Origin of the sequence: Dactylosporangium sp. NPDC000521 (assembly GCF_042898305.1) — a bacterium.
In the GTDB taxonomy this organism is placed as follows: domain Bacteria; phylum Actinomycetota; class Actinomycetes; order Mycobacteriales; family Micromonosporaceae; genus Dactylosporangium.
Genome location: NZ_JBIAYW010000045.1, coordinates 17,378 through 37,824, shown reverse-complemented (window position 1 = coordinate 37,824; position 20,447 = coordinate 17,378). Strand labels below are relative to the sequence as shown.

18 protein-coding genes are annotated in these 20,447 nt (G+C 72.5%); 7 read left to right on the top strand and 11 right to left on the bottom strand.

Annotated features, from left to right (window positions below; all coding sequences use genetic code 11):
• Positions 1-309: 309 nt before the first annotated feature.
• Together ACFY3L_RS53750 and ACFY3L_RS53745 are read left to right on the top strand one after the other, a co-directional pair.
• Entirely contained in the window at positions 310-2,097 is a 1,788-nt protein-coding gene (locus ACFY3L_RS53750) for a glycoside hydrolase family 76 protein (RefSeq protein WP_389343500.1), read from the top strand.
• A gap of 440 nt (positions 2,098-2,537) precedes the next feature.
• Positions 2,538-2,900 (top strand): STAS domain-containing protein, encoded by a 363-nt coding sequence (locus ACFY3L_RS53745; RefSeq protein WP_389343494.1) that lies wholly within the window; start codon positions 2,538-2,540, stop codon positions 2,898-2,900.
• Positions 2,901-2,934: 34 nt separating this feature from the next.
• Here ACFY3L_RS53745 and ACFY3L_RS53740 read toward each other — a convergent pair whose 3' ends face one another.
• Positions 2,935-3,798: an SDR family oxidoreductase gene (locus ACFY3L_RS53740; RefSeq protein ID WP_389343492.1), complete on the bottom strand. Its 864-nt coding sequence runs from the start codon at positions 3,796-3,798 to the stop codon at positions 2,935-2,937.
• Positions 3,799-3,984: 186 nt separating this feature from the next.
• Positions 3,985-4,434 (bottom strand): diadenosine tetraphosphate hydrolase, encoded by a 450-nt coding sequence (locus tag ACFY3L_RS53735; RefSeq protein WP_389343489.1) that lies wholly within the window; start codon positions 4,432-4,434, stop codon positions 3,985-3,987.
• Between the two features lie 80 nt (positions 4,435-4,514).
• Here ACFY3L_RS53735 and ACFY3L_RS53730 point away from each other — a divergent pair, with 80 nt between their 5' ends.
• On the top strand, positions 4,515-5,033 hold the full coding sequence (locus ACFY3L_RS53730) for a hypothetical protein (protein WP_389343486.1): 519 nt from the start codon (positions 4,515-4,517) through the stop codon (positions 5,031-5,033).
• A 17-nt stretch (positions 5,034-5,050) separates the two neighbouring features.
• On the opposite strand, the gene ACFY3L_RS53725 is transcribed toward ACFY3L_RS53730, so the two are convergent.
• Positions 5,051-5,761, bottom strand: a complete 711-nt coding sequence (locus ACFY3L_RS53725; protein ID WP_389343483.1) for an HD domain-containing protein — start codon at positions 5,759-5,761, stop codon at positions 5,051-5,053.
• A 74-nt stretch (positions 5,762-5,835) separates the two neighbouring features.
• Here ACFY3L_RS53725 and ACFY3L_RS53720 point away from each other — a divergent pair, with 74 nt between their 5' ends.
• The gene (locus tag ACFY3L_RS53720; RefSeq protein ID WP_389343497.1) at positions 5,836-6,801 is read left to right on the top strand and encodes a zinc-binding dehydrogenase; all 966 of its coding nucleotides are present in this window, start codon (positions 5,836-5,838) and stop codon (positions 6,799-6,801) included.
• Between the two features lie 175 nt (positions 6,802-6,976).
• A complete protein-coding gene (locus ACFY3L_RS53715; RefSeq protein WP_389343480.1) occupies positions 6,977-9,733 on the top strand; it encodes an Hsp70 family protein in 2,757 nt (918 codons plus the stop codon).
• 31 nt (positions 9,734-9,764) lie between these two features.
• Here the strand turns inward: ACFY3L_RS53715 and ACFY3L_RS53710 are convergent, their stop codons facing one another.
• The 3 genes from ACFY3L_RS53710 to ACFY3L_RS53700 all read right to left on the bottom strand — a co-directional run bounded on the left by ACFY3L_RS53710 (position 9,765) and on the right by ACFY3L_RS53700 (position 11,793).
• Positions 9,765-10,280, bottom strand: coding sequence for a hypothetical protein (locus ACFY3L_RS53710; protein WP_389343477.1), 516 nt, complete (start codon positions 10,278-10,280; stop codon positions 9,765-9,767).
• A 112-nt stretch (positions 10,281-10,392) separates the two neighbouring features.
• Positions 10,393-11,301 carry a Ppx/GppA phosphatase family protein gene (locus tag ACFY3L_RS53705; RefSeq protein WP_389343474.1) on the bottom strand — a complete coding sequence of 303 codons (909 nt, stop codon included), beginning with the start codon at positions 11,299-11,301 and terminating at the stop codon, positions 10,393-10,395.
• Positions 11,302-11,412: 111 nt separating this feature from the next.
• The gene (locus ACFY3L_RS53700) at positions 11,413-11,793 is read right to left on the bottom strand and encodes a VOC family protein (protein ID WP_389343472.1); all 381 of its coding nucleotides are present in this window, start codon (positions 11,791-11,793) and stop codon (positions 11,413-11,415) included.
• Between the two features lie 164 nt (positions 11,794-11,957).
• On the opposite strand from ACFY3L_RS53700, the gene ACFY3L_RS53695 reads away from it, so the two are divergent.
• A complete protein-coding gene (locus ACFY3L_RS53695; protein ID WP_389343470.1) occupies positions 11,958-13,286 on the top strand; it encodes an RNA-guided endonuclease InsQ/TnpB family protein in 1,329 nt (442 codons plus the stop codon).
• A 111-nt stretch (positions 13,287-13,397) separates the two neighbouring features.
• On the opposite strand, the gene ACFY3L_RS53690 is transcribed toward ACFY3L_RS53695, so the two are convergent.
• Positions 13,398-14,234 carry a hypothetical protein gene (locus ACFY3L_RS53690; RefSeq protein ID WP_389343468.1) on the bottom strand — a complete coding sequence of 279 codons (837 nt, stop codon included), beginning with the start codon at positions 14,232-14,234 and terminating at the stop codon, positions 13,398-13,400.
• Between the two features lie 299 nt (positions 14,235-14,533).
• On the opposite strand from ACFY3L_RS53690, the gene ACFY3L_RS53685 reads away from it, so the two are divergent.
• A complete protein-coding gene (locus tag ACFY3L_RS53685; protein WP_389343466.1) occupies positions 14,534-16,735 on the top strand; it encodes a discoidin domain-containing protein in 2,202 nt (733 codons plus the stop codon).
• A gap of 179 nt (positions 16,736-16,914) precedes the next feature.
• On the opposite strand, the gene ACFY3L_RS53680 is transcribed toward ACFY3L_RS53685, so the two are convergent.
• The 4 genes from ACFY3L_RS53680 to ACFY3L_RS53665 all read right to left on the bottom strand — a co-directional run bounded on the left by ACFY3L_RS53680 (position 16,915) and on the right by ACFY3L_RS53665 (position 20,429).
• Entirely contained in the window at positions 16,915-18,912 is a 1,998-nt protein-coding gene (locus ACFY3L_RS53680; RefSeq protein WP_389343463.1) for an MMPL family transporter, read from the bottom strand.
• A gap of 83 nt (positions 18,913-18,995) precedes the next feature.
• Entirely contained in the window at positions 18,996-19,760 is a 765-nt protein-coding gene (locus ACFY3L_RS53675; protein WP_389343460.1) for an aminotransferase class IV, read from the bottom strand.
• Positions 19,711-20,259: a chemotaxis protein CheW gene (locus ACFY3L_RS53670; protein WP_389343457.1), complete on the bottom strand. Its 549-nt coding sequence runs from the start codon at positions 20,257-20,259 to the stop codon at positions 19,711-19,713. The genes ACFY3L_RS53675 and ACFY3L_RS53670 overlap by 50 nt, the downstream gene beginning before the upstream one ends.
• Positions 20,256-20,429: a hypothetical protein gene (locus ACFY3L_RS53665; protein ID WP_389343454.1), complete on the bottom strand. Its 174-nt coding sequence runs from the start codon at positions 20,427-20,429 to the stop codon at positions 20,256-20,258. The genes ACFY3L_RS53670 and ACFY3L_RS53665 overlap by 4 nt, the downstream gene beginning before the upstream one ends.
• Between the last annotated feature and the right edge of the window lie 18 nt (positions 20,430-20,447).

Here is a 20,447-nt window from a genome sequence, read left to right as displayed (position 1 = left end):
CCCGATCCGGTAGGTGGGAACGGGCAGCGTTCCGGCCGCGTACTGCCGCCGAGCGGTGATGTACGCGATGCCGGTCGACGCCGCCCATTCCTTCAAGTTCACGAGAGCATTATAGCTGCTTTAAAGAGCGCCAAAGATGCACGATATGTCAACAGCTACCAACCCCGCCGGTCCGGCCGCTGTCGCGCGGATGGCCGTTGGCTTTCGTGAATATTGATAAGGACTGTTGACAGTTCACGTTCGGAAATGTTTGCTGATGTCGATCCGTCCGCCCCTTTCCACCGCCATGGGGAGCCCAGCGTGACATCGATGCCACACGCGTCCCGCCGGGACGTCATCATGCGACGCGTCCTGGCGACCCTGCTGCTGCTCGGGTTCTTCGTGCTGCCCGGGCCGGCCGCGCACGCCGCGACCGCGATCTGTGCGCTGTACTGCGACACCCGCGACCCGTCCCTCGCACGGCAGGAGACGTTCCCCGTCCCGACCGTCCTGATCAACGGCCGCCGCCTCGTGCTGCATGTGTCCGATGTGGACGGTATGGCGTGGGGCAGCATCGACGCGGGCGTCCTCGGCGACTCGGTGTGGCTCGACCGGTCCTTCGACGGCGGCGCCACGTGGGAAGGGCTGCTCGGCAAGGCGTCGATCCCGGGCACCTGGACCGGCACCCGCACCCTCATGTACAACGCCGGCGACCCGTCGCACCACCGGCGGGGCGTGATCCGCGCGTGCGGCGACGCCCGCGGGGTCGCCTGCACCGGCTGGCGCCACCTGCCGCTGTGCGCGCCGACGTGCGACGGGGCCTCAGGCGGTACCGACGCCGAAACCGCCAGGACGACCGCCCTCAACGGACGGACGTTCGCGCTGCACCTGGACGCGGCCGGGATGGCGTGGGGCACCATGTCGGGCGCGCAGGCCGGCGACGAGGTGTGGCTGGACCGCTCCTGGGACGCCGGCGCATCCTGGCCCGGCGGCTCGCTGCTCGGCCGCACCACGGCGTCGCGCACCGCCAGGTTCAACACCGCCGATCCCGTGTCGCTGCTGTACGGCGGCGCGATCCGCGCCTGCGGCCGGGCCGGGTCCGTCGCCTGCACCGCGTGGGCCCGGCCGTCGTCGAACCGGCCCTCCGCGATGGCCGACGCGCTGATGTACTCCTACGACCCGAACACCGCGTGGTGGCCGTCGAGCTGGTGGAACTCCGCCGTCGCGCTGCGCACCGTCATCGACTACACCCAGCGCACCGGCGACACCCGGTACCTGTGGACGGTGCGCCGGACGTTCGACGTGAACCGGGTCGCGTTCCCGGCCGGCGCCCGCTCCTCCGACCCGATCGACGGGCACTTCATCAGCCGCTCCATCGACGACAGCGCCTGGTGGGGCCTGACGTGGATCGCCGCCTACGACCTCACCGGCGACCGCGCATACCTCGACGAGGCGGTCACCATCGCCGCCTACGTCCACGGGTTCTGGGACACGTCCACGTGCGGTGGCGGCGTCTGGTGGGACCGGGAGCGCACCTACAAGAACGCGGTCACGATCGGCCTGTACGTGCGGCTCACCGCGGCCCTGCACAACCGCCTCGCCGGCGACACCACCTGGCTGCAGCGCGCCGTCACCTCGTGGAACTGGTTCACCGCCAGCGGCATGATCAACGCTTCCGGTCTGGTCAACGACGGGCTCACCGCCGGCTGCGCCAACAACGGGCAGACGGTGTGGAGCTACAACCAGGGCCTCGCGATCGGCGCCGCCATGGAGCTCTACCGCGCCACCGGCACCGCCGCGTACCAGGACCGCGCCCGGCAGCTCGGCACGGCCGCGCTCGCCTCGCCGCTGGTCCGCTCCGGCGTGCTCACCGAGGCCTGCGATGTCGCACCGGCCACCTGCGACGACAACGGCAAGCAGTTCAAGGGGATCTTCATGGGGTACCTCGCTGAGGCGGGCACCCAGTTCCAGGCCTTCCGCACCACGCAGGCGAACACCGTGTGGAACGGCCGGGACACCCTGAACCGGGTCAGCTCCCGCTGGGCCGCCTCCTCCACCGCCCCCGCGGACTGGCGCACCCAGGCGAGCGCCCTGTCCGCCGTCCTGTCCGGTCAGTAGGAACCGGGCGCAAGGACTACGATCCCGGCCTGTCGTTCCAGGCGGTGAACGTGCCGGCGGACCCGATCGGATGAGCGCACGGTGGGTCGATCGTGCGGTCCGGCCGCAATGGTGGTAATGAGGAGTTGCATCGACCGCTGGCCATGGAGACTCCTCGAATTGCCTGATGAAGACGAGCACGAGTCGCTGGCGGTGGCCCGGGAGCGGGTGCGGGCCTGGCTGGCGGGTGCGCGTGTCGGCGGGCCCGATGCCGATGCCATCATGCGCGCCGTGATGGAGCTGACCACCAACGTCATCGACCGCTCCCCGCGGAAGCGGTCATGTCGCTGGTCGCCCTCGACCACGACACCCGCGACTCCGATCGCGTCTCCGAGAACGGAACCGACGACTGACGACCCGCACCGCGCCCGGCTCTTCTCAGCACGGCAGAACGGTGAACCATGGACCCTGACCGTGCCCACGTCGTCGTCACACCGGCCATCACCCCCGAAGCCCTCATCCTGCGGATCGTCGGCGACGTCGACGCCGACACCAGCGAGGCCGTGCAGGCCGGGTGCCGGGCCGCGGTGGCGGCCATGCCGCCGCCCACCCTGGTCATCGTCGACCTGCTCGCCGTCGGGCTGCTCAGCGCCGCCGCCGTCCGGCTGTTCCTGCAGTTCACCACCACCTGCAGCGCGAAAGGGCTGCAGGTGTACCTCGTGGCCGCCCCCGGCTCCATGCCGCTGCGCATCCTCACGCTGACCGGCCTGAGCGTCCCCATCTTCCCCACCGTCAACGACGCGTTCGGCGCCGGTCACGGGTGACCACGACCGGCGCCGGCGGGGGACACGGCAGTCGTCAGGTGAAGTCGGCCGCGTGGTCGTGGGCCCACTCCGCGAACGTGCGGGCCGGCCGTCCGGTCACCGGTGTCGCCGTCGGCAGCTCCACCGGGACCGGCGCGGCCACCTCGACCGCCCCGGCGGCGGGCGCGTTGCCGGAGTAGTCCTCGAAGCCGAGCAGGAAGTCGGCGTTCGCCGCCGCGAAGCCGCCCTGCGCGTGGTACAGCTTCCGGGCCTGCGTCGCGGTCACCACCTCGAGGCGCACGGGTCGCCCGACCGCCGCGGCGATCGCGTCCACCTGCGCCCGGCGGGTGATCAGCGCGGGGCCGTTGACGTCATACGCCATGCCGTGGTGCCCGTCCTCCAGCAGCGCCGCGGCGGCGACGTCGGCGATGTCCGCCTCGTGGACCGGGCACCACGCGGCGTCGGGGAAGGGCTCGCGGACGACGCTTTCGGCGCGGATCGACGGGCCCCACAGCCACAGCTTGTTGAGCATGAACTCGCCGGGGCGCACGTGCGTCCACCGCAGGCCGGAGCCCTCGACGGCCCGCTCGACCGGCAGGTGGAAGTCGGTGTCGTACCCGCCGGTGACGGCGCCCGAGGACAGTGTGACGATCCGCTCGACGCCGGCGCACGCCGCCAGCTCCACCACGTCACGCGCGGTGCGGGCGACCGGGAACAGGTACATCCGCGAGACCCCGCCGAGCGCGCCGGCGAGCGACGCCGGGTCGTCGAGGTCACCGCCGAGCACCTCGACGCCATCGGGAAACCGTGCGGTGCCGGGCGTGCGGGTCAGGGCGCGGACCCGCGCCCCCCGCGCCGCGAGCCGCCGGACCACGAGCCTGCCCACGTTGCCGGTAGCGCCGGTCACGAGGATCGTCACGCCACCAATCCTAGGCGCGGCGCAGGTCGGCGGCGGTGATGCGGCGGCGGGCGCGAGCACGGCCAGCGGGCCGCTGCAGGTAGGTCGCCGGCAGGTGCGCGGCGAGGTACGTGGCGAACGCCTCCGCCTCGGCCGGATCGGTGGAGAGGGTGACAACAGCGTGTCCGCCGTCGCTGGACTGCGTTACTAGAGGCCGGGAAAGTCCTCCGGGATGAGGGCCGGCTCGTCGTATTCGGTGCTCAGCCGGGCGATCTCCGCGGCGAGGTCCGTCCGCAGCTGGTCGTGCCCCGGCCCCAGTGGCACCATCCGCGCCGCGGCCGGGTAGTGGCTGACCGGGCCGCGCAGCAGCTCCGGCGGCTCCCACGCGTACCGCGGGTGGATGTGCGCGTGCAGGATCGGGTCCAGGTTGCCGAACACGCTGTAGTTGACCCGGCTGAACTGTGGGTCGTGCCGCGCGCACACGGTCTGCACCGCCTCGCCGATGAGGTCCACGTCCGCCAGGAAGGCCAGGCGCCGGAAGCGCGACAGGTCGGCCAGGCGATCCGCCGTGGGATCGTCGGACAGCAGGAGGCAGTAGCCCGGCAGGAACTGCGTGTCGCCGATCACCGCGAACCCCGATGACAACCGCGCCAGCACGGTCGGATTGCGACCTTCCAGTGCTGACCGGATACGGTCTTTGCGCCAGTCGTCCATCGCCGTCACGGTACCGTCAGCGCATGGGGACGAGCTACCAGACGCTGCTCGTGGCCGCCACGCTCGGGCCGGTCTGCGACGCGCTGGCCGTGGCCGGCGTCGACGCGATCGCGCTGCCCGCGGCGCCCAACCGGACCGCGGTCATCCCGCGCGAGGGCGCCCTCGACTTCGCCGACCCGGGTGACCTGGCGGAGCGCATCGGCGCCGGCACCGGCTGGGCGACCCTGGCCAACGTGGTCGAGGACTCCGACTGGCTGCAGCTGGAGGCCTACCGGGAGGGCCGGTTCGTGCACCGGTACCGCTCCGACCGCCCCGCCCCGGACGACGCCGACCGCCTCGCCCCGTTCGGCGCCGGCGAGGTCGACACCACCCGCCTCGGCCGGGCGCTGCGCGGCGAGTTCGACGGCACCGGCCCGGTCTACGCCGAGTTCCAGCACCGCCTCATCCTCAACGCCCTGCACCTCGACCCGCGCGGCCTCACCACCGCCTACCGCTGGGCCGACGCCGGCGACCTTCCCGGCGCCGTCAGGGTCACCGCGTAGCGCCGTCACCAGCCCCGTCACGCCGGGTCCAGGATCGCGGCGAAGCGCTCCTCGGCGAGGTCGAGCTGGCGGAAGATGTGCTGCTTCACCAGCCGGGACAGCGGGGTGTCCGGGCGGGCGACCAGCTCGCGCAGGACGGGGACGAGCGGCCGGTACTTCGCCGCGGACGAGGCGACCTTCGGCCCCGTGGTGTGGATGACGCCGACGCCGTTGTCCGTGAAGTCGGAGACCTTCAGCACCCGCGCCCACGGCTCCCGTTCCAGGCTGTCGCGCACGTGTTGCCGGTACTGCGTGTGCTTGTCGACCGCAGGGTCGTAGACCGGGTTGGTGACGGCCGCGACGAGCCGCGCGGTCCGGTCGCCGAAGTGGGCGGCGAGCACCGCCAGGGCCGCCTCCGGCGTCGCGCCGGGCGTGCCGGCCAGCTCGTCCGGGTGGTCCTCGACCGCGTCGTGCAGCACCGCCGCCACGATCACGTCGACGTCGCTGATCTCGTAGTGGTGCATGACCCGGATCGCCACGCGCAGCAGGTGGTTGACGTACGGCTCCCGCACCCGCCGGTCGTCCTTGTGCAGCCGCGCCGCCAGCTCCAGCGCCGCGACCAGCCGCGCCCGCTCCTCAGGGGCGAACCGCTGCACCTCGAGGCGGTACCGCTCGCGCAGCCCATCCTCTCCGTAGACCTCGGTGATCGCGTGCATCGGCATCGTCGCGAGGTACGCCGGATAGTCCATCGTCAACATATATCGGATCACGGCAACCGCGGGCTTGACCTGAACCGAGGTTGAGGTCGCACGATCGGCGGGTGATGCGAGCTGTGTGGTGGCGTGCGGTCGGTCCCCCGTCGGTGCTGGAGCTGGGGGAGGCGGAGGAGCCGGTCCCCGGGCCGGGTGAGGTGTTGATCCGGGTGGAGGTGGCCGGGATCACGTTCATCGAGACGCAGACCCGGGCCGGCCGGGCCCCGAGAGCGGGCGCGGTCCCGCCGGCCGTGCTCGGCAACGGGGTCGGCGGGACCGTCGCCGCGGTCGGGCCGGGCGGCGACCCGGCGCTCGTCGGGCGGCGGGTCGTGGCGAGCCTGAACGGCACCGGTGGCTACGCGGAGCTGGCCGTCGCCGCGGTCCGCGACACGGTCCTCATCCCGGACGGCGTGTCCACGCAGGACGCGACCGCGCTCGTCACCGACGGCCGGACCGCGCTCGGCCTGCACGAGGTCGCCGCCCCACGGCCGGGTGAGACCGTGCTCGTCGAGGCGGCCGCGGGCGGCGTCGGCAGCCTCCTCGTGCAGCTCGCCCTGGATGCCGGGGCGCGCGTCATCGGGGCGGCGTCGGGGGAGCGGAAGCTTGCCCTGATCCGCGACCTCGGCGCCGAGGCCGTCGACTACACCGCCCCCGGCTGGACCGGGCCGTTCAAGGATCTCGACGTCGTGTACGACGGGGTCGGCGGGACCGTCGGCCGCGAAGCCCTCGCGGTGACCGCCGGCCGGTTCGTCGTCCACGGCGCCGCGGGCGGCCCGCCCACCCAGCCCGGCGCGGGCGTGACGGCGTTCGGCTTCCCCGAGCTGCAGCAGATCGGCCGGCGCGCCCCGGAACTGGCGGCCCGTGCCCTGCGAGCCGCCGCCGAGGGCCGCCTGCGCCCCGTCATCGGCCAGACCTTCCCGCTCGCCCGTGCCGCCGACGCCCACGCCGCGATCGAGTCCCGCGAGACCCTGGGGAAGACCCTGCTGATCGTGCGGGACCAGCCGACGGGGGTGCCGGTGCGGGGGCCCCAGTCGTAGAGGGCCTGCAGGACCGGGGCGAGGCTCGGAGGTGGCGGCACGAGCGACGTCGACAACGATGAACCGCCGGGCGCGCAGCCACCGAAGGAGGCGCCCGTGCCGCGCTGGGGGTGGGGTGTCGCGCCACCGTACCAACCGTGAGACAACGGGCCTGTGGGACATTTAGCCTGAAAGGGTGGGAGGCTATCAGCTGAGCGTCGACCTCGGCACCTCGAACACCGTCGCGGTGCTCGCGGGGCCGGACGGCGTGCACCATCCGCTGTTGTTCGACGGCGAGGAGTTCATGCCGTCCGCGACGTGTCTGGACAACGCGCCGCACCTGCTCGTCGGCCGTGACGCCCTCGTCCTCGGCCAGGCGTACCCGGACCGGCTCGCCGCGTACCCGAAGCGCTGCGTCGACACCGGCGGCGTCGTTCTCGGCGGGGTCGAGTGCCCGGTCACCGACCTGTACGCGGCGGTCCTGGCCCGCGTGGCGGCCGAGGCGCGGCGCGTCGCGGGCGAGCCGATGAGCACCGTGACCCTCAGCCATCCCGCCTGCTGGGACCGCCGCAGGCAGCAGACGCTCACCCGCGCCGCCGCGAAGATCGGCCTAGGCCCCACGCGGCTGGTCGCCGAGCCCGTCGCGGCGGCCCTGCACGTCGTCGACTCCGGCACCCTCGACGTCCCCGACGGCATGTCCCTCATCGTGTACGACCTGGGCGCCGGCACCTTCGACGCCGCTGTCGTGTGCCGGACGGACGCGACGTTCGAGGTGCTCGCGCAGCGCGGCCTGTCCGACGCGGGCGGCCTCGACCTCGACGCGGCCATCGTCCGGCACCTCGGTGCCGTGCTCGCCGACGACACCATCCGGTGGGAGCGGCTCACCCGCCCGCAGACGGTCGAGGACTGGCGGGCCGGCCGGCGCCTGCTCGAGGAGGTCCGCGCCGCCAAGGAACTGCTCTCTGTGGCCGAGTCCACCACGATCCAGGTGCCGCTGTTCGAGGAATCGGTCTTGTTGGACCGGAAAGATCTGGAGCGGGTCGCCCGCCCGCTGCTCGACCGGACGGTCGAGGCCACCTGCGGCGCGATCACGGAGGCGGGCATCACGGCGGAGGAGGTCGCCGGCGTGCTGCTCATCGGCGGCGCCTCCCGCATCCCGCTCGTGTCCCGGCTGCTGCGCGACCGGCTCGGCTTCGAGCCGACCCTGGACCGCCGCCCGACGCTCGCGGTCGCCGACGGCTGCCTGCCGGTCCGCCCCCGCACCGCCGCCCGCCGCCCGCGCCGTGCCACGGCCGCCGCCATTTCCGCCGTGGCCGCCTCCCGCGCGGCCGCCGCCGGTGTGGATGCGGCGGACGCACCGCCCACGTCCGCCCGCGGCGCCGCCGACGCTCCGCCCGTCTCAGCACCACCGGTCTCCGCTGCGCCGGTGTCGACGCCGCCCGTCTTCCCGCCCGTCTTCACGCCGCCCACCGCTGGGCCTTCGCCGTTCGCGTCCGCCGCTGCCGGTCCGGCGCACTTCGTGGCGCCGACTTCCGGGCCGTCGCCCTTCGCGCCGTCGTCCGCCGGCGTGCCATCGGGGTCCGCACCGACCTCGCCTGCTGCGTCGCCGGCTGATGTACCGCCGGCCGCGGCGTCACCGGTCTCGGCCCCGCCGGTCTCAGCCCCGCCGGTCTCAGCCCCGCCGGTCTCAGCGCCGCCGGTCTCAGCCCCGCCTGTTTCGGCATTGCCTGTTTCCGGGCCGCCTGTTTCTGGGCCGCCGGCAGCCGACGTGGTGGTTGACGCGGTGGTTGACGCGAGTCCGTCGGAGCCCGAGGTCGTCGAGCCGCCGGAGCCGGAGCCGCCGCGCGTCCCGCACCCGGCGTCCAGGGCGCACGCGTCCGCTGTCTCGCACGTGCCCGACACCGAGCCGGAGCCCCCGGTCGAGCAGCCGGCCCCCGTCGCGCACCCGGCGTCCGCCGCGCGTGCGTCCGTCGCGGACCACTCGCCGGGCGCCCGGCGCAGGACGTACGGCAGGCACCCCGGCTCCGGCCGCCAGCGGGCGTCAGCATCCCCGGCCGCCTCGGCGCAGGACGACACCTGGGACCCGCACGAGGCCCCGGCCCATGACGAGGTGCCGCAGGATCACTGGGGCACACACGAGGCGCCCGCCGCCCAGGCGGCCTGGGACCCGCGCATGGCGCCGGACCCGTACGCCGTCGCGGCCCAGCACGAGTGGAGCGCGGCATCCGGTCACCAGGAGGCATGGGACCCGCACGTGGCCGCTCCATACATGGCGCCGGCCACCCAGGAGTCCTGGCACCAGCAGGAGGCGTGGCACCAGCAGGAGGCGTGGGAACCGCAGGAGGCGTTCGTCCCGCACCAGGCGTGGGCCACCTATCCGGCATCGGGGTCGCCCGCGGCCCCGACCTCCGCGCCGCCCCAGCCCCCGTGGGTGGACCCCTACGCCGCCGCCCATCCTCACCCGGCCGGCGCGCCGCAGCCTGCGCCGCAGTCCTGGACGGGGTCCGAGCCGCCGTTCGTCCAGGCGCCCGCCCCCGCGACGACCGCGCCGCCGGAGACCCCCAAGGTGCGGCGCAAGCCCGCGAACATCAGCGCCGGCAGCACCAGGTCGAAGGTCGTCCACGCCGCGAAGGTCACCGCCGGCACCCTCACCGGCGCGGCCGTGGCCATCGCCACCGGCGTGTGGGTCGGCCTCGCCGTCGCGCCGTCGGAGCAGCTGTCCACCATCCAGGTCGGCCAGTGCGTCCGCCAGGACGGCGCCCAGGCCCGCCGCGTCGACTGCACCGAGCCCGACGCCTACACCGTCACGGCCAGGGTCTTCCCGGCGGGCTCGTGCCCCGATCCCGGCCAGCCCTATGCGATGCAGGAGCAGACCCAGCTCTGCCTGGCCCCCGCCGACCGTAAACCCGTAGGCCCGAAACCCGCCGCCCCGACCCGCCGCTACGGCCCCTGACACCACGGGGACAGCGGCTCGCAGCCCGGATTCAGCCTTGCTGACGCGTCGAGGTCGGGCGCGGGCGGCCGTAGACGAAGCGCTCCGCGTCGGCGGGGATCCAGGGGCCTGGCTGGTTCGCCCAGCCGGCGTCGTAGTGCCGCACCGCCTCGACGAACTCCGCCGGCGGCAGGTACTCGTGCGCGGTCACGTAGTGCCAGATCAGGGCGGGCGCCGCGAACATCACGCCCGGCCCGGCCGGCACCCGGATCTCGCGATAGGCCAGGTAACCTTCGCCCGGCCGCGGATCGGCGATGGTGCCCTTGCCGGGCGGGCAGAACTCGCAGTCGTGCAGGCCGCGGTACGGGTTGACGGACGGATTGCCGATCGCGTCGAGCACCGCACCGGCGAACCAGTCCGGCACCGGGCCCTGCTCGAATGGGTGCTCCGCGCTCAGCCAGCCGATGTTGCGCCGCTCGTACTCCGGGCGGTAGCTCACGTAACCCCAGCCGAACCGGAGCGTGTCGGTGTCGCCGCCGTAGGCGTAGGGCGTGAGGTCACGGCGCACGGTACACCGTCCGGGCGACTCCGACGCTGGCCTCTGCGCAGGCGTTGACATCGGAAAGCGGCGGAGGAGGACGGAAGTGGGACGGCTCGGCCTTGCCCTCGCCGCCCCGGCGTCAGGAGCGGGACAGCTCCGTGATGCGGCGGAGCAGGAGGCCTTCGCGCAGGGCCCAGGGGCAGACGTCGACGTGGTCGATGCCGAGGGCTTCCATCGTGGCGGCGGCGATGACCGCGCCGGCGAGGAGCTGGCGGGAGCGGCTCGCGGCGACGCCGGGCAGGGCGGCGCGCTCCTCGGGGCGCATCGCGGTGAGGCGGGGGATCCAGTCGTGCAGGCCGTGCAGCGTGAGCCGGCCCTCGGCGCCCGCGACCCGAGCGAGCTGCTTGAACGTCTTCGACGTCGCGACCTGCAGCGCGCCGGCGGGCACGGACGACGCATACGGGCGGACGGAGCGCAGCACGTGCCGGTGGACCGCCTCGACGTCTCGGCGGCGGGCGGGGTGGCACGGGAGCATGGTGCGGGTGAGGCGGGCCGCGCCGAGGGGCAGCGAGACCGCGAACCCGGGCTGCTCGCCGGAGCCGGCCGCGATCTCGGTCGTCGCGCCGCCGATGTCGAGCAGGAGCAGCGGGGCGTCGGGCGGGCCGGCGGAGTCGCCGAGCCAGCGCCGGACGGCGAGGAACGTCACGCGGGCCTCGTCCTCGCCGCTGAGCGAGCGCAGCTCGATGCCGGTGACCTCGCGGACCCGGTCGCGGATCTCCTCGACGTTGGTGGCGTCGCGGATCGTCGCCGTGGCGAGAGGGATCAGGTCGGTGACGGCGTGCCGGCGGGAGGCGTCGACGGTCTCGGTGACGGCGGACACGAGCCGGTCCACGGCCTCGTCGGACAGCGCCCCGTCCGCGTCGACGGAGTCCGCGAGCAGGGTCGGCGCCTTGAGCCGGAACACCGACTGCGGCGGGCCTCCCGGGTGGGCGTCGACCACGTGCAGGTGGGCGGTGTTGGAGCCCACATCGAGCACGGCCAGTCGCATCGGCTCCCCCTTCTTCCGCACGGCACCGCCCGGTGCCCCGCCATTGTCCCACCGAAACATCACAACGTCGTTCTCCGCAACAGTCAGATCCGCAGCAGTGTCCACTGTGGACTACAGCGAAGGCACGTGGCCCAGGTTCACGATGCAGAACCGGTTGCCGTCCGGATCGGCGAGCACCACGAAGTCGGGGTCGGCCGGATAGCTGTCCCAGTCCACCCGGGACGCGCCGAGTGATTCCAGCCGCGCCGCCTCGGAGGACAGCAGTGCGGCGTCGGCGACGTGCAGGTCCAGGTGAATCCGCGGGTGAGACTGCGGGGGAGTGACGTTGCGCTGCAGCGCGATCGGCGTGCCGGCACCGTCCGGTGGCACGAGGATCGTCGCGGCGCCCCCGAACCCGGTCTCGTGCCGGCGGTACCCGAGCGCCTCCTGCCAGAAGCGGGTGGCCCGCGCCACGTCGTCGACGCCGAGGACGATCGCACCAACTGTCAGCATCCGCGTCATCGGATTCCTTCCGTGGATACTCCGGCCTTCGGGCCGGGGAGAAAACGGAACTCCTGCCCAGCAGGGCAGGGAACGCCGATCCGCCGCCAAGACGGATCGGCGTTTGCCCGTGGGTCACCGCAAGGTTCACCATCTAGGCGGCTATCGTGTGAGCCGTGTCCAGGACGGTGAAGCGGGCGTTCAAGTACCGCTTCTACCCGACCCCCGGGCAGGCCGCCGAGCTTGCTCGGACGTTCGGGTGTGTCCGGCTGGTGTACAACCTGGCGTTGCAGGCCCGCAGCGAGGCGTGGACACTGCGCCGGGAACGGGTCAACTACCACGCCACCAGCGCGATGCTGACCGCGTGGAAGAAGACCGGGGAACTGGCGTTCCTCAACGAGGTCTCCTGCGTGCCGTTGCAGCAGGCGCTGCGCCACCTGCAGGTGGCGTTCACGAACTTCTGGGCCAAGCGTGCCAAGTATCCGACGTTCAAGTCCAAGAAGCGGTCGCGCCGCTCCGCGGAGTACACGACCAGCGCGTTCCGTTGGCGCGACGGCCGGCTCACCCTGGCGAAGATGACTGAGCCCCTGGACATCGTGTGGTCCCGGCCGCTGCCTGAGGGAGCCTCGCCGTCCACGGTGACCGTGTCCCAGGACACCGCGGGCCGCTGGTTCGTGTCCCTGCTCTGCGATGATGTGATCCCCGACGCTGCGGCAACGGGCGCGGTCGGCGTCGACGCCGGACTGAACAGCCTGCTCACCCTGTCCACCGGCGAGAAGATCGCCAACCCGAAGCATGAGCGCCGCGGCCGGGCCGCGCTCGCCCGCGCCCAACGCAACCTCGCCCGCAAGGAGCAGGGCTCCGCGAACCGGGCCAAGGCACGGCTGAAGGTCGCCCGCGTCCACGCCCGCATCACCGACCGCAGGCGTGACCACCTGCACAAACTGAGCACTCGACTCGTTCATGAAAACCAAACGATCGTGATCGAGGACCTGACCGTACGCAACCTGGTCAAAAACCGAAGCCTGGCTCGCGCCATCAGCGACGCGGCCTGGCGGCAGTTGCGCACCATGCTCGAATACAAGGCCCAATGGCACGGCCGCACCCTGGTCGCCGTGGACCGCTGGTTCCCGTCGTCCAAGCTGTGCTCGGCCTGTGGTGCGCTCGCTGAACGGATGCCGCTGCACGTACGGTCCTGGACCTGCCGGTGCGGCACCGTCCACGACCGGGACGTCAACGCGGCCCGCAACATTCTCGCGGAGGGGCTCTCCGTGATTGCCTGTGGAGGCGGTGTAAGACCTCAACGAGAGTCCTCTCGGACGGGGCAGTCGTCGGTGAAGCAGGAACCCCCTGGGGTGACCCAGGGAATCCCCGCCCTTAGGGCTGGGAGGACTGTCAATGTGCCAGTTGCGTCGAGGCGACCCAGCGCACCGTCGGGTCGGTGTCGCTCAGGTACCGCCGGAGCACCGGCGCCGCGGCGACCGGATCCAGGTGGCGCAGGATGACCGCGAGCCGCTGCCGCACGAAATCCGCGGCGGCGTGGCCGAGTACGGTGGCGAGGGCGGCCCGGGTGTCGGTCACCCGCGCCACCCTGCCACAACGAGGGGAGTCGCGCGTCAGGCCTTCGGGGCCTCGAAGACGAGCATCGCGTCGGCCGGGGGTTCGCCGTAGATGGAGCGGACGGTGGCCTCGTCGAAGCGGGACTCGTCGGCGACGTTGACGAAGTCGCGGATCGCGGTGCCGGTGCAGTACGTGTCGGCGAGCGGCGCGCCGCGGCCGGCGAGGACGTCGGGGACGTGCACGGTGCGGAAGTCGACGCTGTAGCGGGCGAGGCCCGACGTGTTCGGGGTCGACCGGTGCAGCTGGGCGCCGGAGAACAGCAGCACCTGCCCGGGCGCGGGCAGCACGACAAGCTCGTTCGGCGGGTTGTGGCCGATGGCGCCGGGGCGGACCTGGGCCTCCTGCTTGACCGACGCGGCGGTGGTGAGCCGGCCGACGTTGTTGGCGTAGTAGTCGAAGTCGCCGGAGTTGTTGGCGACCGGCGCGTTGAAGCGGTCGAGGTCGAAGGACATCGCGTTGGTGTCGCGGGCCGGGAAGATCGGCAGCCACCAGTTGAGCTGCTGGTTCGGCGCGGAGTACCAGACGTCGCGGTGCCACGGGAAGGCGAACGCGACGCCCGTGGTCAGGTGGCCGACGGGGAACGAGGTGCGGGGCTTCGGCACGTCGAAGTGGGTCTCCTCGGCGGTGAAGCCGGCCTCCTCGATGATGTTGCGGACCAGCTTCTTGGACCGCTCGTCGTGGATGAACCGGGGCTTCCACGGCCCGAGCAGCGCGGCCATGGCGGCCGGCTCGAAGTGCTCGTGGGCGTGCTCCGGATCGTGCGGCGCGAAGAGCTCGGTCAGCTGCTGCCGGGCGTGGTCGACGAACTTCGCCACCGACGGCAGTTTCGTCATGACCAGAAGGTGACCGTCATACAGGCGTTGGCGGAGTACCTCGGGCGTTGCCTGCAAGTCGACGTGAACGGCCATCTGTCTTCCTCCCCGGAGAACATTCGCAGGTGAGCGTATGCATCGGCCGGGGCTTGCGACACCCGGGTACCCCGTGTCGATCCCGCTTCGTCAGGTTTCTGACTCAGCGTGGCCGTCGAAGATCGAGTTTGGCAAATGGATGGCAAACGATTGCCGCCGCCGCGCGGGCGTCACTACCGTCCGAGGCACATGTCCCCACCCCGCCAAATGAGGGAGATGCACCAATGCCCCCTGCCCGAAACGCCGCCTTCAACAGGACGGCGAAAGCCCTGCTCAGTGCGGTGCTGATGCTCGGCGGCACCGTCGCCGCCGTCGGTGCCACCACGGGTGTCGCGCACGCCGCCTGCGGCACGACCAACGTCGCGCTCAACAAGCCCGCCACCTCCTCGTCCAACGAGAACGGCAACCTGACCCCCAACAAGGCCGTCGACGGCAACACCGGCACCCGCTGGTCCAGCGCCTTCAGTGACCCTCAGTGGTTGCAGGTCGACCTCGGCGCGGTCACCGACGTCTGCCAGGTCGTCATCGCCTGGCAGACGTCCTACGCCAAGGCGTTCAGCGTCGAGGTGTCGCCGACCGGCGCGGCCGGCAGCTGGACCTCGATCTACTCGACCACCACCAGCACCGGCGGCACGCAGACGCTGACCGTCAGTGGCAGCGGCCGTTACCTGCGCGTGTACGGCACGAAGCGGGCGAACAACTACGGCTACTCCATCAAGGAGCTCGCGGTCTACAGCGGTACCCCGGTCGACCCGCCGGTCTGTCCGACGCCGCCGGCGAACCCGACCCTGCCGCCGAACTTCATCGTGTTCGACCCGTCCATGTCGTCGAGCACCATCCAGAGCCGCGTCGACGAGGTCTTCGCGGCCCAGGAGTCCAACCAGTTCGGTGCGCAGCGCTACGTGCTGGCGTTCAAGCCCGGCTCGTACAGTGGCATCAACGTCAACACGGGCTTCTACACCTCCGTGATCGGCCTGGGTCAGAACCCCGACGACGTGGTCATCAACGGTGACGTGACGGTGGACGCGGGCTGGTTCGGCGGCAACGCGACGCAGAACTTCTGGCGCTCGATCGAGAACCTGTCGATCGTGCCGAGCAACGCCAACGGCGGCGACCGGTGGGCGGTCGCGCAGGCCGCGCCGATGCGGCGGGTGCACATCCGCGGCAAGCTCAACCTGGCCCCCAACGGCTACGGGTGGGCCAGCGGCGGCTACATCGCCGACAGCAAGATCGACGGCAGCGTCGGGCCGTACTCGCAGCAGCAGTGGTACACCCGCGACAGCTCGATCGGCAGCTGGGTCAACGGCGTGTGGAACATGGTGTTCTCCGGCGTGCAGGGCGCCCCGGCGAACAGCTTCCCGAGCCCGCCCTACACCGTCCTGCCCACCACCCCGGTGATCCGCGAGAAGCCCTACCTGTACCAGTCGGGCGGCGCCTACAACGTGTTCGTGCCGAACCTGCGCACCAACGCGGCCGGCACCACCTGGTCCGGCGGCTCGACGCCCGGCACGTCGATCCCGCTGAGCAGCTTCTACGTCGTGCAGCCCGGCGCGACCGCCGCGTCGATCAACACGGCGCTCGCCTGCGGCCGGCACCTGTTCTTCACCCCGGGCATCTACCACCTGGACCAGACGCTCAACGTGACCAACCCCAACACGGTCATCCTGGGTGAGGGGTACCCGACGCTGATCCCGGACAACGGGGTCAACGCGATGACCGTCGCCGACGTCGACGGGGTGAAGATCGCCGGGGTGCTCTTCGACGCCGGCACGGCCAACTCCGACACGCTGCTCACGATCGGCCCGGCCGGCTCCGGCGCGAGCCACGCCGCCAACCCGACCACCGTGCAGGACGTGTTCTTCCGCATCGGCGGCGCGGGCCCCGGCAAGGCGACCAACAGCCTGGTGGTCAACTCCGACAACACGATCATCGACCACATCTGGGCCTGGCGCGCCGACCACGGCGCCGGCGTCGGCTGGACCGTCAACACCGCCGACACCGGGCTGATCGTCAACGGCGACAACGTCTCCGCCTACGGCCTGTTCGTCGAGCACTACCAGAAGGACGAGGTGGTCTGGAACGGCCAGGGCGGCCGGACGATCTTCTTCCAGAACGAGATGCCGTACGACCCGCCGAGCCAGTCCGCCTGGCGGACCGGGGCGCGGGGCTACGCCGCGTACAAGGTGGCGGATGGCGTGACGACCCACGAGGCGTGGGGGATGGGCAGCTACTGCAACTTCAATGTGGACGACACGATCGTCGCCGAGCACGGCTTCGAGGCGCCGGTCACCTCGGGGGTGAAGTTCCACGACCTGCTCACGGTCTCGCTCGGCGGCAAGGGCACGATCGCCCACGTCATCAACACCACCGGCGGCCCGGCGCAGGGCCAGAACACGGTCCCCGTCTACCTGGTCAGCTTCCCGTGACCGTTCTCTGTTAACACCGTTTGACATTTCCGCTGCATCGACGTACAACACTGTGAGAGCGCTCTCAGCAGGCTTGCCCGGGCCGGCCGCCACCGGCCCGGGCAGGTTCGTCGTGACCGCGCAGGCAGGGCCCGTCCGGCATGGGAGCGCCGGACGGGCCCATTCACCGCCGGCCTTCGCTATCGGCTGCCGGCCAGCTCCGGCACCTGAACGCTGCCGGCGACCGGCGGGACCCGGCCGGGCCACCAGGCGGCCTTCCCGAGCAGGGTCATCGTCGCCGGGACGAGCAGCATCCGGACCACGGTCGCGTCGAGCACGATCGCGACGACGAGGCCGAGGCCGATCTCCCGGATCGGGGCGAACCCGCCGACCAGGAAGCCGGCGAACACCACGACCAGCAGCAGCGCCGCCGACGTGACGATCCGGCCGGTCTCCTGCAGCCCGACCGCCACCGACCGGCGGGAGTCCGCGCCGGTGAGCCGGTGCTCGCGGATGCGGGCGAGCAGGAACACCTCGTAGTCGACCGACAGGCCGAACGCGATCGCCGCCACCAGGACCGGCACCGTCAGGTCGATCAGGCCGAGGTCGCCGCGCTCCTGGAACACCAGCGTCACGACGCCGAGCGCCGCGCCGATGCTCAGGACGCTGGTGACGACCGCCTTCAGCGGCAGCAGCACCGACCGGGTGAACGCGGCCAGCAGCGCGATCGTCGCCGCGACCACGACCAGCGCGGCGATCGGCCCGTCGTCCGCCAGCATCCCCCGGTAGTCGACGAGCTGGGCCGCGGCACCGGTCACCAGGACCTCGAACGGCGCCGGCAGGTCCCGCACCGCGTTCACCGTCGCCCGGCCCTGCGGGGTCTCCGGACGGTCGGCGGGCGTCGCCCGTACCACAGCGACCGCCGCCGACAGGGGCTCGACCTCGACCTTCGTCACGCCCGGCACCGCCCGGACGCGTTCGGCGAACTGCACCGTCGCCGCGTCGGTGGCGGAGGCGCGGACCACGGCGACGATGTCGTCCGGCCCGACGAGCTCAGGGAAGTGCGCGGCCAGCTGGTCGTACTGCTGCCGGGTCTGCGTCGAGGCCGGCAGCGCCCGCGCGTCGCTGTTGCCCAGGCGCATGTCCAGGGCCGGGACGGCCAGGGCGAGCAGCCCGGCGGCGGTCACCACGGTGGTCAGCAGCGGCCGGCGCTGCACGGCGACCGCGATCCTGCCGAAGACGCCGTCGCCGGTGCGGGGCTTGGCGGGCTTGACCCGCCGGCCGGCCAGCGCCAGGACCGCCGGCAGCAGCGTGAGCACCGCGACCATGTTGACCAGCACGACACCCGTGCCGGCGAGGCCCATCGACCGCAGGAACGCGTCGGGGAACACGGCGAGCCCCAGCAGGCTGGCGGCGACCGTGAGACCGGTGACCGCGATCGTCCGGCCCGCCTTGTCCACCGCCGCGGCGAGCGCCTCCTTGACGTCGCCGGTGTTCGCGCGCTCGGTCCGGAACCGGCTGATCAGCAGCAGCCCGTAGTCGACGGCGAGCCCGACGCTGAGCATCGTGGCGACCTGGATCGCGTAGACGGAGATGTCGGTGCCGAAGCTGAGCGCGTAGAGCAGCCCGAACGTGCCGCCGATCCCGGCGACCGCGACCAGCAGCGGCATCGCCCCGGCGAGCAGCCCGCCGAACACCACCACGAGCAGCACCAGCACGACCGGCAGCGTGTAGAGCTCGGCCCGCTGCACGTCGGACTGCGCCTGCCCGCCGAACTCCGCGTCGGTGAGTGTCCCGCCGGTGACGGTCACGTTCGTCGTCCGCAGCCGCTGCGCGACCTTCTCCGCCACGACGGCGTCCTTGACCGTCACCTGCAGCAGCGTCGCCTGGCCGTCCGCGGCCGCCATCGGCGCACCGACCTGGCTGACCCCGTCGAACCCCCGCACGTCGGCGAGCGCCGCCGCCAGGTCCACCCCACCGGCCGCCACCACCGTCAGCTGCGCCGGACGCGGCCCCGCGGCCTCGTCCCGCAGCTTCAGGGCCCGCTCGGTCTCCGACCCGGGGACGGTCGCGACCTGCGCGGTCAGCTTCATGAACACCCCGCCGCCGACCCCGAACCCCACGGCGACGACCGCCACCCAGAACACGATGACCATCACGGGCCGGCGCAACGCCAGCGCTGTCAACATCCGGAACATGCGACGATGCTCGCCGTCGCCGCTGTGGCGGCGCCTCGCCGCGGGGAGCGGTCTTCGACCTCCCTCTCAGGAGTGAGACGGGGTCAGAGCTCGTCCCAGGGGACACCCTCCAGCGTCTGCCGCACGCCGGCCATGAGGGTGTCGTCGACGGCGAAGACGTGCTCGTCGACGGCGGAGACCGCGGCGACGCCGATGGAGTTGGCGACGAACGCGGCGGTGTAGAGCGGCAGGTCGGCGAGGGTGACGGTGGCGCGGCGGGAGGGCAGGAGCGGTTCGAGGAGCTGCATCGTGATCCCCGGCAGCGCGGGAGCGTCGGGCCAGACGACGTGCGTGCCGTCGAAGAACGCGATGTTGTGGACCGCTGCCTCGGTGATCTCGCCCTCGGGGGTGGTGAGCAGGGCATCGTCGAAGCCGTGCTCGACGGCGGCCTTGCCCCAGTAGATCTGGCCGAAGCCGCCGAGGTGCTTGATGTGCGCGACCGGGCGCTGGTACGGCACGGACATCAGCCGCAGCGGCGTGGGTGACGGGTAGGCGGGCGGGCGGACGGCGACGAGCACCGACAGCGGGCCGCCCGGGCTCGGCTGGTAGACGTTGACCCGCACGGCCGCGTCGGGCACGTCACGGACGGCGTGGCGCAGCAGCGAGCGGACGTGCGACGGCTCCAGGGCCACGTCGAACAGGGCGAGCGACGCCGACGCCAGGCGGCTCAGGTGCAGGCCGAGGCCCTGCACGCGACCGGCGCGGACCTGCAGCGCGGTCAGGTGCCCGTAGTTGACCAGCGCCGGGAAGTACAGCTCCTCAGGCGTTGGCGAGTGCCCGTCGATCTCCAGCCGGATCAGACCGTCCATGATCGCTCACCATAGTCCGCACGACCTGCTCCAGGTCGATGCGGGGCAGCATCCGGCCGTCGATCTTCACCAGCGGGCTGCCGGCGAGACTGACGGGCGCGCCGGGGTCGGCGCCGGCCCGGCGCTCCTCCCACGCGGACTCCTCGATGGCGCGCAGCTGCGGCACGATGAAGCCGGCGCGGGCGCCGCCGGCCTCGACGAGGAGCACCCGGGCGGTCGCCTCGTCGACCTCGAGGTGCCCGCCGAGCAGGCCGGTCAGGCAGATCAGGCAGATCAGCGGCACCGGCGCCCGCTGGTGGGTGAAGACGCCGCGCAGCGGGCCGCCGCCGACGAACGGGATGACGTCGGCGGGGTACGGCACGATCTCGCTGATCTGGGTCAGCGGCGTGGCGAGCTCGACGCCGGCATCGTACGTGAGGAACTTCCGCACGCTGGTCTCGATCGCGCGGCCGTCGAAGCGCGGGTCGGCCGCCTCGGGGCGCTCGGCGACGCGGGTCACGGGCGGCGTGCCGCCGGCGGGCGTGCCGAGTGCGGCGCCGCGCCGTCGAGCACCAGGTAGGAGCCGCCCTCCTGGCCGGGCAGGATCCCGGCGGCGTGGCCCGCGGCGGGCAGGCCGAACCCGGGCAGCGGGAGCACGTCGGCGTCCGGCACCGCGATGAGAGGAACCATTCTTACGACTGAGGCGCC

What these genes read in the sequence shown, in the direction of transcription:
- ACFY3L_RS53665 (WP_389343454.1), bottom strand. Translation starts at nt 20,429, where the DNA reads ATGGTTCCTCTCATCGCGGTGCCGGACGCCGACGTGCTCCCGCTGCCC.
- ACFY3L_RS53745 (WP_389343494.1), top strand. Translation starts at nt 2,538, where the DNA reads ATGGACCCTGACCGTGCCCACGTCGTCGTCACACCGGCCATCACCCCC.
- ACFY3L_RS53730 (WP_389343486.1), top strand. Translation starts at nt 4,515, where the DNA reads ATGGGGACGAGCTACCAGACGCTGCTCGTGGCCGCCACGCTCGGGCCG.
- ACFY3L_RS53680 (WP_389343463.1), bottom strand. Translation starts at nt 18,912, where the DNA reads ATGTTCCGGATGTTGACAGCGCTGGCGTTGCGCCGGCCCGTGATGGTC.
- ACFY3L_RS53675 (WP_389343460.1), bottom strand. Translation starts at nt 19,760, where the DNA reads ATGGACGGTCTGATCCGGCTGGAGATCGACGGGCACTCGCCAACGCCT.
- ACFY3L_RS53685 (WP_389343466.1), top strand. Translation starts at nt 14,534, where the DNA reads ATGCCCCCTGCCCGAAACGCCGCCTTCAACAGGACGGCGAAAGCCCTG.
- ACFY3L_RS53690 (WP_389343468.1), bottom strand. Translation starts at nt 14,234, where the DNA reads ATGACGAAACTGCCGTCGGTGGCGAAGTTCGTCGACCACGCCCGGCAG.
- ACFY3L_RS53725 (WP_389343483.1), bottom strand. Translation starts at nt 5,761, where the DNA reads ATGGACTATCCGGCGTACCTCGCGACGATGCCGATGCACGCGATCACC.
- ACFY3L_RS53720 (WP_389343497.1), top strand. Translation starts at nt 5,836, where the DNA reads ATGCGAGCTGTGTGGTGGCGTGCGGTCGGTCCCCCGTCGGTGCTGGAG.
- ACFY3L_RS53750 (WP_389343500.1), top strand. Translation starts at nt 310, where the DNA reads ATGCCACACGCGTCCCGCCGGGACGTCATCATGCGACGCGTCCTGGCG.
- ACFY3L_RS53705 (WP_389343474.1), bottom strand. Translation starts at nt 11,301, where the DNA reads ATGCGACTGGCCGTGCTCGATGTGGGCTCCAACACCGCCCACCTGCAC.
- ACFY3L_RS53700 (WP_389343472.1), bottom strand. Translation starts at nt 11,793, where the DNA reads ATGCTGACAGTTGGTGCGATCGTCCTCGGCGTCGACGACGTGGCGCGG.